This window comes from Gracilibacillus halophilus YIM-C55.5 (assembly GCF_000359605.1).
Taxonomy (GTDB): domain Bacteria; phylum Bacillota; class Bacilli; order Bacillales; family Amphibacillaceae; genus Gracilibacillus; species Gracilibacillus halophilus.
Genome location: NZ_APML01000003.1, coordinates 72,250 through 82,867, shown reverse-complemented (window position 1 = coordinate 82,867; position 10,618 = coordinate 72,250). Strand labels below are relative to the sequence as shown.

Below are 10,618 nucleotides of genomic sequence, written 5' to 3'. Positions count from 1 at the left end.
CTATACCGTGGGCACGGCTTCAGCTAACTGTGTGAAGAGCCCCTCTTCACACAGTGGATCTTCAGTCCGTGCTGTTCCCACTGGAGTCTCCGTATTTTGATTACGCTCAATCAGTATTCTAACGTATTGTTCGTCTTTTACATTTGTCACTTACCTTCTGTCCAGCCTCATCTTTCGTTTTAATGTTCATTATTTGATTGATTTGTTTCGTTTTTATTTGCAATCACTTGCATTGGATTACCGCCGACAAATGCACCTGGCTCAACATCTTTATTCACAAGCGTGCCAGCAGATACGACAGCACCATCGCCGATTGTCACACCAGGCAAAATGGTCGTGTTGGCACCGATCATAACTTCATCACCAATGGTCACATGTCCTAAACGGTATTCTTTAATTAAATATTCATGCGTCAAAATCGTTGTGTTATAACCAATTACACTATTATATCCGATCGAAATGTTTTCTGGATACATGATATCCACCATAACCATAAGCGCAACTGCGGTATCCTTACCGACTTGCATCCGCAAACATTTACGATAAATGGCATTTTTCACTGGTAACCATGGTGTATAACGCGAAATTTGAATGAAGAAAAAATTTTTAACGACCTTCCAAAAAGAAATTGTGCGATACATCTGCCAAAGTGAATTCGCACCTTCTACCGGATAGCGTTTGGTTTTACGCATCTGTTTCCACTCCGACAATTTCTAATAAGTCTGCCATCTCATCTAACATATAATTGGGCTCATGCTGTTCTAGAATCTCTTTTCCTTTGATCGACCAAGAAACCCCTGCTGTCTGAACGCCTGCGTTGTGTCCAGCCTCGATATCATGATAGTTATCTCCTACCATCAACGTAGTCATCGGGTTGGCTTTTAGTTGGTCAATCGCTTCTAAAATCGGTTCAGGATGTGGTTTTGCATGATCAACATCATCCAAACCAATAAGTACATCAAATGCTTGATCCATCCCTGTAATTTCTAGTCCTAACTTAGCAGTATCATTTAATTTTGTTGTCACAATGCCTAATTGATAACCTTCTTGCTTTAATCGGTTAATCGTATCTACAACGGTAGGATACGCTTCTACGTATGTTTCATGATTTTCATAATTATGCTTTCGATAAGTCTCCATCATGTCATCAACTTTATCTGGATTAATTTTCGCTAAGCTTTCTGTTAATGGAGGACCAATAAAATCAAGAATTTCTTCGCGCGAATACTTCCGATCACCGAATTGTTCGGCTGTGTGAGTAAATGATGCAATGATCAATTCGTTTGTATTAATTAAGGTTCCATCTAAATCAAATAAAATGGTTTCCACTTTCATATATCGACTACCTCCATATTCATTTCCAAATCGAAAACAGATCTCCCGGAAAAACGGGCTTTTGCTTAGGTTATGCAAAAGCCCCGTCTTTTTACATTCAGTCGGTTTACTTCTCTATTTTTTTGCCTTGATACGTTCGATTCGCAAGGCCCTTTTTCCGACGATACACCCAAATAATGATTGCTCCTATAATTAGTACTACAGAAATCGCTTGTGCTGTTCGTATCTCACCAAATAAATACAAGCTATCCGTACGCATTCCTTCAATAAAGAAGCGACCAAAGGAATACCAAATCACATAAGTAAGGAATAATTCTCCCCGTCGTAACGAATATCTACGTAAGATAAGTAATAATATAAAACCAGCTATATTCCAAACCGACTCATATAAGAACGTCGGGTAATACATCGTACCTTCTATGCACATTTGATTCATGATGAAATCGGGTAAATATTGATGGAAATTGTCATACATTGCTTGACTCATCGGTCCGCCATGAGCTTCTTGGTTCATAAAATTACCCCAGCGACCAACCGCTTGTCCTAAGATAATACTTGGGGCGGCAATATCGGCAATTTGCCAAAAAGATAATTTCCGAAACCGCGTATATAAAATCGCTGTAATCACAGCACCGATTAAAGCACCATGAATCGCAATGCCACCTTCCCAGACAGCAAACACTTTCCACCAAACTTCACCAGCGTAACGATCCCATTCAAAAACTACGTAATAGAGTCGCGCACAAAGTATCGCAATGGGAATCGCAATTAATACAAGATCCATGATGTAATCTTTTTTTAGACCTAAGCGATCTGCTTCACGTGTTGCTAACCATAATCCTAAAAAAGCACCAATGGCAATGATGATCCCATACCAATAAATCGACAACGAACCGATGTCTAAAAATACAGGATCTAATGCAGGTCTTTCACAAGCCACAATTCATCTCCTCCGTTCTTATCAGCGTGTCTGCTATTCTAAGTCACCATCAAAATCGGCATCTACATCAGATTCTCCGTTTTGGATCATTTTCGATAGCCGTTGTTGAAATTCTTCAGCTGCATTTACTCCCATTCGTTTTAAGCGGAAATTCATGGCAGCCACTTCAATAATAACAGCTAAGTTACGTCCTGGTCGAACGGGAAGAGTTGCTTTCGGAAGATCAACATCTATAATTTTCATCGTCTCTTCATCCAGTCCGAGTCGATCATATTGTTTCTTCTCATCCCATGCTTCTAATGTAATGACAAGGGCAATCCGTTTATGAGAACGTACAGAACCTGCACCGAATAAAGTCATCACATTAATAATACCGAGTCCACGGATTTCTAATAAATGTTCGATGAGTGGTGGTGCTGAGCCAATTAATCGGTCATAGTCTTCTTGGCGGATTTCAACACTATCATCTGCAACTAGTCGGTGGCCACGTTTGACTAACTCTAGTGCTGTTTCACTTTTACCGACACCACTTTGTCCCGTAATCAATACACCAATACCATAAATATCGACAAGTACACCATGCACTGCGGTAAATGGCGCAAATTTTGCTTCTAAAAAGTTTGTGATTCGACTGATGACTCTTGTTGTTTTATATGGAGAGCGCATCAATGGTACACCGGATTCTCTACATGCTTCTAATAGTTCTTCTGGAACATCCATATCACGTGTAATTAATATACCTGGTGTAATATCCGTACATAAATGATACGCTCTATCTTTCCGTTCTTCTGGCAATAAATCTGAGATATAAGACAATTCCGTTTTTCCTAATAATTGCAAACGATCTTTGGCATAATATTTGAAATACCCTGTTAATTCAATACCTGGACGGGATACCTCGCTCATAGATATTTCACGATGAACCCCTTCTTCCCCTGCAATTAATTCGATCTTAAATCGGTCTAATAGGTCTTGTGTTCGAACCTTTGCCAATCTATTTCGCCCCTTTCGTCCTCATTGGCATTTATCGAATTTCATTTTTCTATCTATATCAATGTAACTATTGTAGCATTTTTTTATCAAAATCGTACACTTTTCATAATAATTTTTACAGATCCTTTTCTGCCAGTTTTTTGAGGCTAATAGCTAGTTTCCTTCCCTCTGTTTGACGCATATACCCTTTTTTGAGACAAACAGTTGCTTCCTTTTCTTCTGTTTGACGCGTATCCAGTTTTTTGAGGCTAACAGCTAGTTTCCCTCCCTCTGTTTGACGCATATCCAGTTTTTTGAGGCTAACAGCTGCTCCCTTTTCTTCTGTTTGACGCGTATCCCTCCAAATAACATGACTTTCAACAATTTGATGATATAATCTCGATACATAAATAAATTTTATCATCAGAGCTATCACAATAACTTAGACAATGAAAAAGCCGTTGCGAAGATGCAACGACTTAGTTCATTTCATTAGTTTGTTCATGATCATGTTCATAAGCGAGAATAATACGGCTGCGACCAATGCTGTACCGAATCCTTCAATAATAAAGTCATCGCCTAATATGGCTTGGGTAATCATTAACGTGATCGCGTTAATGACGAACAAAAATAAGCCAAGTGATAAGATCGTAATCGGCAAGGTTAATACAACAAGAATGGGTTTCACAAGCACATTCAATACAGCTAGGATCACACTTGCAACTAATGCCACAACAAAACCATCAATCATAAACGAATCAAATAAATAATCAATCACCATCAGCGCTAATGCATTAAATACAAATGAAAGGAGCCAACGCAAATTATTCTCCTCCTCTTTCAGGAATGATAATAGCTGCAGCAATATACAAGATCAACAACGGAGCAAAACCAGTAAAAATAAGCAATATGACATAAATTAACCGCAAAATCGTAGCATCTAGCGAATCCATTCAGCTAATCCACCAAATACACCAGCTAGCATTCTGTTTTGCTTCGATCGAAACAATACACCTTCCATGTCATCTCCCTACTTTCATTATATGCTTGTCTTACCACATTTATTAACCCTAGTAAAAATTTAAAACTGCCATGTATAGAACGATTCAATACCAAGCCATGTTTTAGCTGCTGTTTCAATATCTTCTTGCGTTTCTTCCTGAATTTTGGCTAACATGCCATCAGCTTGTGATTTATGAGCCATAATCGCATCCAATTTTGTTGCAAAAACATCGCCTATATCATTTAAAATATCTGGTTCACCAAGTTCATCAATATAATTACGACTAATCGCTTGGGCCCAAACGGTTGGTCGTTTTTCTTTAGCCATCATTCCAACCGCTTGAATAGCTGCAGCACCAAATGCATCATGATCTGGATGCACGGCATAACCGGGATAATGCGTTATGACTAAAGTTGGCTCAATCTCTTCCAAATATTGATATAAATGTTTAGCGACTTCCTCTCTCGATTCAAATTCTAACGTTTTATCACGATAACCAAGCATTTTTAATTCCATATCTAATACGTCACATGCTTTGATCAATTCTTGTTTACGAATTTCTGGTAAAGATTCTCTTGTTGCAAATGTCGGGTTCCCCATATTACGCCCCATTTCACCTAATGTCCCACATAGGTACGTGACAGGGATTCCTTTCTCTCGAAAAGATGTAATCGTCCCCGATGCACCAAACGATTCATCATCTGGGTGCGGATATATTACGACGACATGCTCTTGCATGATGTACTACCTCCTTCAATTCTATTAATACGTAAACGGTTTTTCTCCTATTTGTAAAGCCACCATCAATCTACCTTCGTTATCGTGGCCTGCCATTAATAAACGTCCTTCATCATCGATTTCATATTGATTCACACCTTCTGCATAAATCCAACCGATGTCTAATTTCAAACCCACACGGTATGTTGCACCTGCGCCAACAATCTTTCCGCGCGCATACGATACGTTTGCATTACGAATAAATGCACCAACGTTATAAGCCTCCTGGTTAAAGTGGCTGGCATAAGCCCCGTTAGTCGTTTCTAAGTGAATATATACTTCTTTATTTGCTCGTGCATCAATTTCTTTTTGTACTTGATCGATCTTGATCGTGTCCATGAATCTATACTGCCTCCTTCTCGTTTGCAACTTGATTCTTATTCTATCATATCGACAATAAAGATTCTTGCCAAACACTTCAGGCTAGAATTCTCACCGTCAGGCCAGAAAAAATTTCGTGAAGCTAGAATTCTCATCGTCAGGCCAGAATTCTATTACTGAAGCCAGAATAAATAACATCAAGCCAGATATATTCAATGCAAGAATTCAAATTCAATTTAAAAAATGGAAAAGCCGGATCATCACGCGACCCGACTGCTTCATTTTATTGTAAAATTTTCTCTTGCATTCGCTTCTTATCACGTTCCAAAACAGGTTTTAAATACTGGCCAGTATAAGAATTTTTCTGCTCTGCTAATTCTTCTGGTGTGCCAGTCGCAACGATTTCGCCGCCACCTTCTCCACCTTCTGGACCAAGATCAATAATATGATCCGCCGCTTTAATCACGTCTAGGTTGTGTTCAATGATAATGACAGTTTCACCATTATCAACCATGCGTTGAATCACTTGTAACAAACGATAAATATCATCCACGTGTAAACCTGTCGTTGGTTCATCTAATATATATAATGATTTTCCATTAGAACGGCGATGCAATTCACTCGCAAGCTTCACACGTTGGGCTTCCCCACCTGACAATGTCGTCGCTGGCTGACCAAGTTGCACATAACCGAGACCAACATCATAAATCGTTTCTAATTTACGACGAATTTTCGGAATATTTTCGAAAAAGTGTAATGCGTCTTCTACCGTCATATCAAGAACATCAGCTATACTCTTGCCTTTATATTTGACTTCTAATGTCTCACGGTTGTATCTTTTTCCTTCACATACTTCACACGGTACGTAAACATCTGGTAAGAAGTGCATCTCAATTTTGATAATCCCATCGCCACGACATGCTTCACATCGACCACCTTTTACATTGAAGCTAAATCGCCCCTTTTTGTAGCCTCTTATTTTCGCTTCATTGGTTTGAGCGAAAACGTCACGAATATCATCAAACACACCAATATAGGTCGCTGGGTTGGACCGAGGCGTTCGACCGATGGGTGCTTGGTTAATATCTATCACTTTTTCTAAATGTTCTGTTCCACGAATTTCATGGTGTTTCCCAGGCTTTTCTTTTCCACGATGCAATTCACTCGATAACCGTTTATGCAAAATATCATTGATCAATGTACTTTTTCCAGAGCCAGAAACGCCTGTAACTGCTGTAAATAAACCAATAGGGATACTAGCATTGATATCTTTTAAATTATTTTCACTTGCACCGATAATTTCTACATATCGCTCAGACGCCTCATGTCGCTGAGCGGGCACAGGTATAAATTTAGCTCCTGACAAATATTGCCCTGTTAATGACTTTTTCTTTTTCATCACTTGTTTCGGTGTTCCTTGAGCAATCACTTCGCCACCGTGATTACCAGCACCAGGGCCAATATCGACTAAATGATCGGCCGCTAACATGGTATCTTCATCATGCTCAACAACAATGAGTGTATTCCCTAAATCACGCATGCTTTCCAACGTTCGAATCAATCGATTATTATCCCGCTGATGTAAACCGATTGATGGTTCATCTAACACGTATAACACACCAGTCAGTGCTGAACCGATTTGAGTCGCTAACCGAATTCGTTGTGCTTCTCCACCAGAAAGAGTACCCGCTGAGCGAGACAACGTTAAATAATCAAGCCCAACATTCGCTAAAAACGACAGTCGATCATCAAGTTCACGAATAATCATTTGCGCAATTTGTTTATCCGTTTCAGATAAAGATAACGTCGTAAAAAATTGATGCGCATCACTTACTGATAGCTCAGTTACTTGGCTGATATGATATCCATTTATCTTAACGGACAAAGCTTCTTCATTTAAGCGAAAACCATGGCAAGTTGGACAGTCTTTCTGCGCCATATACTTTTCCATTTGTTCACGTATAAAATCAGATGACGTTTCATGATAACGTCGCTCTATATTAGCTAATACACCTTCAAAGTAAATATGTGTATCTCTTGTCATGCCATACTCATTTTGATAATGAAAATGGATGCGCTCTTTGCCACTACCATATAAAATTTTATTTAATTGCTTCTTCGGCAAATCTTTGACTGGCGTGTCCATGGAGATATCATAATGGTCACAAACACACGCTAACAACTGTGGATAATACTGTGAGCTAATTGGTTCCCATGGCACGATCGCTCCTTCGTTTAAACTACGATCACGATTGGGAATCACTAAATCGATGTCGACTTCTAACTGAGATCCAAGACCATCACACGTCGGACAAGCACCAAATGGACTATTAAACGAAAACAAACGTGGTTCTAATTCTTCAATAGAAAATCCGCAAATCGGACAAGCGTGATTTTCACTAAAAAGTAATTCCTCTTGCCCAATTACATCCACGATAACTTTGCCTTCGCCTAATCGTAACGCTGTTTCCAATGAATCTGACAATCGTCCTTCGATACCTTCTTTAATGACAATCCGATCAATGACGACTTCAATCGAATGATTTTTATTTTTATCCAAATTGATGTCATCTGTAATTTCCATCATTTCGCCATCGACTCGTAAGCGAATATATCCTTCTTGCTGTAAGTTTTCTAATACTTTTGCATGCGTTCCTTTTCTCCCCGAAACAACAGGGGACAATATTTGCATTTTTGTTCGCTCGTCAAATGAAGTAATACGGTCCACCATTTGTTCTACGGTTTGTGACGTAATTTCAACATCATGCGTAGGGCAAATCGGATGCCCAACCCTTGCATATAACAATCGCATATAATCATAGATCTCCGTCACAGTACCAACCGTTGAACGAGGATTACGACTCGTCGTTTTTTGATCGATGGATATAGCTGGCGATAAGCCTTCAATCGAATCAACATCTGGTTTATCCATTTGCCCTAAGAACTGGCGTGCATATGCGGACAAAGACTCGACATATCGTCTCTGCCCTTCCGCATAAATGGTATCAAAAGCTAATGACGATTTCCCTGATCCAGAGAGCCCTGTCATTACAACTAACTTGTCTTTGGGAATATCGATACTAACATTTTTTAAGTTATGTGCGCGTGCACCTTGTACCGAAATTGCTTTTTTTGCCATTGGCGCCTCACCCTTCTGCTTTAAGTTCTATTACAATATCACGAAGTTCCGCTGCTCGTTCGAAGTCTAGATCTCTAGCGGCTTGTTTCATTTCTTGTTCCATTTGTTCGATTAGTTTTTCTTTTTCTTGTTTAGACATGTTACTAATATCTGGTTTTTGTTCATCTTCGTATGTCTCGTCACCTTCTGCTACTGTTGTTGCTCGAATGACATCTCGAACTTCTTTGTTAATCGTTTGTGGTACAATGCCATGTTCTTCATTAAACGCATGTTGTTTTTCGCGACGACGATTCGTTTCATCCATCGCTGACTGCATGGAATCTGTTATGCGATCAGCATACATAATCACTTGACCATTTTCATTACGGGCAGCACGTCCCATCGTCTGAATAAGCGATCGTTCAGACCGTAAAAAGCCTTCCTTATCCGCATCCAATATCGCAACGAGTGATACTTCTGGTATATCTAGTCCTTCACGCAATAAATTGATACCGACGAGAACATCATACGTGCCAACACGTAAATCACGAATGACTTCAATCCGTTCTAATGTCTTGATTTCCGAATGGAGATAGGCAACCTTAATACCGACTTCTTTCAGATAATCGGTGAGGTCTTCGGCCATTTTTTTGGTTAACGTCGTAATCAATACGCGTTCATCACGTTTTTGTCTTGCATTGATTTCCCCGATCAAATCATCAATTTGCCCATCGATCGGACGCACATCAATTTTCGGATCAAGTAATCCAGTTGGACGAATAATTTGTTCGGTCATTTTCGGTGTATGTTCCAATTCATATGGACCAGGTGTTGCTGAAACAAAAATAAATTGGTTCGCCTTTTCTTCAAATTCATTAAACGTAAGTGGACGGTTATCCAATGCGGAAGGCAGACGAAATCCATGATCAACTAACACTTGTTTACGTGCTTGGTCACCATTGTACATGCCACGAACTTGCGGTAAAGTTACGTGCGATTCATCAATCACAATCAATGAATCTTCTGGAAAATAATCAAGTAATGTATAAGGTGTCGAACCAGCATCTCTTAACGTCAAATGACGAGAGTAATTTTCAATACCTGAACAAAACCCCATTTCTTCCATCATTTCCAAATCGTAGTTCGTTCGTTGCTCTAAGCGTTGGGCCTCTAAAAGTTTATCTTCCGATCGCAGTTTTTCCAATTGTTGATGTAACTCCTCACGAATACGCTCCATCGCTAGCTTTAATTTTTCATCACGCGTTACGAAGTGAGACGCTGGGAAAATCGCAATATGTTCACGATCTCCGATGACTTCACCGGTCAATGCATCAACTTCACGCATACGATCAATCTCGTCACCGAAAAATTCTAAGCGAATACAATGCTCCTCACGTGAAGCCGGAATAATTTCAACCGAGTCCCCACGCACTCGAAACGTCCCACGCTGAAAGTCAATATCGTTACGTGCATACTGAATACTGACTAAATCACGCAATAATTCATCACGGTCCTTTTCCATGCCAACACGTAGGGACACAACTTGCTCACGGTATTCTTCTGGAGAACCTAAACCGTAAATACAAGAAACACTCGCTACAATTAACACATCATTCCGTTCAAATAATGCTGATGTAGCCGAATGCCTTAATTTGTCAATTTCATCGTTAACACTTGCATCTTTTTCAATAAATGTATCGGTCGATGGAACATAGGCTTCTGGTTGATAGTAATCATAGTAGCTAACAAAATATTCCACTGCATTGTTCGGAAAAAACTCTTTAAACTCGCTATATAATTGTCCTGCTAACGTTTTGTTATGTGCGATCACCAACGTTGGACGATTAATTTCCTGAATCACATTCGATACCGTAAATGTCTTCCCTGTCCCCGTTGCACCGAGTAAGGTTTGATATCGTTGATTATCTTGTACACCGCTAGCCAGTTCCGCAATCGCTTGCGGCTGATCACCTTGTGGTTGATATGGTGATTGTAGCGAAAATTGTTGTTCCTCCATACCTTTACCTCCGTTCGTTCTCTTTCTCCATTATACAACAAGGAAAAAGAAAAAGCGAACAAATATTCGCTCATTAATAAAATTTTTCTACCCTTTATTATAACCAATATATACCGCTTCATAAAGCAAATGGAT

At 39.6% G+C, this 10,618-nt stretch carries 12 protein-coding genes; all 12 read right to left on the bottom strand.

Translation table 11 applies throughout. The features are described 5' to 3' along the window. Positions 1–179: 179 nt before the first annotated feature. The 12 genes from J416_RS00575 to uvrB all read right to left on the bottom strand — a co-directional run bounded on the left by J416_RS00575 (position 180) and on the right by uvrB (position 10,483). Positions 180–692 (bottom strand): acyltransferase, encoded by a 513-nt coding sequence (locus J416_RS00575; protein WP_003462717.1) that lies wholly within the window; start codon positions 690–692, stop codon positions 180–182. Next, positions 685–1,335 carry a pyrophosphatase PpaX gene (gene ppaX, locus J416_RS00570; RefSeq protein ID WP_003462714.1) on the bottom strand — a complete coding sequence of 217 codons (651 nt, stop codon included), beginning with the start codon at positions 1,333–1,335 and terminating at the stop codon, positions 685–687. Before ppaX ends, J416_RS00575 begins: the two co-directional genes overlap by 8 nt. A gap of 106 nt (positions 1,336–1,441) precedes the next feature. Continuing rightward, positions 1,442–2,275: a prolipoprotein diacylglyceryl transferase gene (lgt, locus tag J416_RS00565; protein ID WP_003462713.1), complete on the bottom strand. Its 834-nt coding sequence runs from the start codon at positions 2,273–2,275 to the stop codon at positions 1,442–1,444. A gap of 33 nt (positions 2,276–2,308) precedes the next feature. Further along, complete coding sequence (gene hprK, locus J416_RS00560; protein ID WP_003462710.1) at positions 2,309–3,268, bottom strand: HPr(Ser) kinase/phosphatase; 960 nt, start codon at positions 3,266–3,268, stop codon at positions 2,309–2,311. 115 nt (positions 3,269–3,383) lie between these two features. After that, complete coding sequence (locus tag J416_RS00555) at positions 3,384–3,671, bottom strand: hypothetical protein (RefSeq protein WP_003462708.1); 288 nt, start codon at positions 3,669–3,671, stop codon at positions 3,384–3,386. A gap of 60 nt (positions 3,672–3,731) precedes the next feature. Then, positions 3,732–4,070, bottom strand: coding sequence for a phage holin family protein (locus tag J416_RS00550; RefSeq protein ID WP_003462705.1), 339 nt, complete (start codon positions 4,068–4,070; stop codon positions 3,732–3,734). Position 4,071: 1 nt separating this feature from the next. Further along, positions 4,072–4,200: a PspC domain-containing protein gene (locus tag J416_RS15240; protein WP_003462704.1), complete on the bottom strand. Its 129-nt coding sequence runs from the start codon at positions 4,198–4,200 to the stop codon at positions 4,072–4,074. After that, the gene (locus tag J416_RS16500) at positions 4,188–4,232 is read right to left on the bottom strand and encodes a hypothetical protein (RefSeq protein ID WP_338029431.1); all 45 of its coding nucleotides are present in this window, start codon (positions 4,230–4,232) and stop codon (positions 4,188–4,190) included. The genes J416_RS15240 and J416_RS16500 overlap by 13 nt, the downstream gene beginning before the upstream one ends. 96 nt (positions 4,233–4,328) lie before the next feature. Further along, positions 4,329–4,988: a bacillithiol biosynthesis deacetylase BshB2 gene (bshB2, locus tag J416_RS00545; protein ID WP_003462699.1), complete on the bottom strand. Its 660-nt coding sequence runs from the start codon at positions 4,986–4,988 to the stop codon at positions 4,329–4,331. A 24-nt stretch (positions 4,989–5,012) separates the two neighbouring features. Further along, the gene (locus J416_RS00540) at positions 5,013–5,366 is read right to left on the bottom strand and encodes a YojF family protein (protein WP_003462696.1); all 354 of its coding nucleotides are present in this window, start codon (positions 5,364–5,366) and stop codon (positions 5,013–5,015) included. A gap of 265 nt (positions 5,367–5,631) precedes the next feature. Then, the gene (uvrA, locus tag J416_RS00535; RefSeq protein ID WP_003462693.1) at positions 5,632–8,487 is read right to left on the bottom strand and encodes an excinuclease ABC subunit UvrA; all 2,856 of its coding nucleotides are present in this window, start codon (positions 8,485–8,487) and stop codon (positions 5,632–5,634) included. Between the two features lie 7 nt (positions 8,488–8,494). Next, entirely contained in the window at positions 8,495–10,483 is a 1,989-nt protein-coding gene (uvrB, locus tag J416_RS00530; RefSeq protein WP_003462690.1) for an excinuclease ABC subunit UvrB, read from the bottom strand. Between the last annotated feature and the right edge of the window lie 135 nt (positions 10,484–10,618).

What these genes read in the sequence shown, in the direction of transcription:
- uvrB (WP_003462690.1), bottom strand. Translation starts at nt 10,483, where the DNA reads ATGGAGGAACAACAATTTTCGCTACAATCACCATATCAACCACAAGGT.
- J416_RS15240 (WP_003462704.1), bottom strand. Translation starts at nt 4,200, where the DNA reads ATGGATTCGCTAGATGCTACGATTTTGCGGTTAATTTATGTCATATTG.
- J416_RS00540 (WP_003462696.1), bottom strand. Translation starts at nt 5,366, where the DNA reads ATGGACACGATCAAGATCGATCAAGTACAAAAAGAAATTGATGCACGA.
- uvrA (WP_003462693.1), bottom strand. Translation starts at nt 8,487, where the DNA reads ATGGCAAAAAAAGCAATTTCGGTACAAGGTGCACGCGCACATAACTTA.
- J416_RS00575 (WP_003462717.1), bottom strand. Translation starts at nt 692, where the DNA reads ATGCGTAAAACCAAACGCTATCCGGTAGAAGGTGCGAATTCACTTTGG.
- J416_RS00555 (WP_003462708.1), bottom strand. Translation starts at nt 3,671, where the DNA reads ATGATAAAATTTATTTATGTATCGAGATTATATCATCAAATTGTTGAA.
- bshB2 (WP_003462699.1), bottom strand. Translation starts at nt 4,988, where the DNA reads ATGCAAGAGCATGTCGTCGTAATATATCCGCACCCAGATGATGAATCG.
- ppaX (WP_003462714.1), bottom strand. Translation starts at nt 1,335, where the DNA reads ATGAAAGTGGAAACCATTTTATTTGATTTAGATGGAACCTTAATTAAT.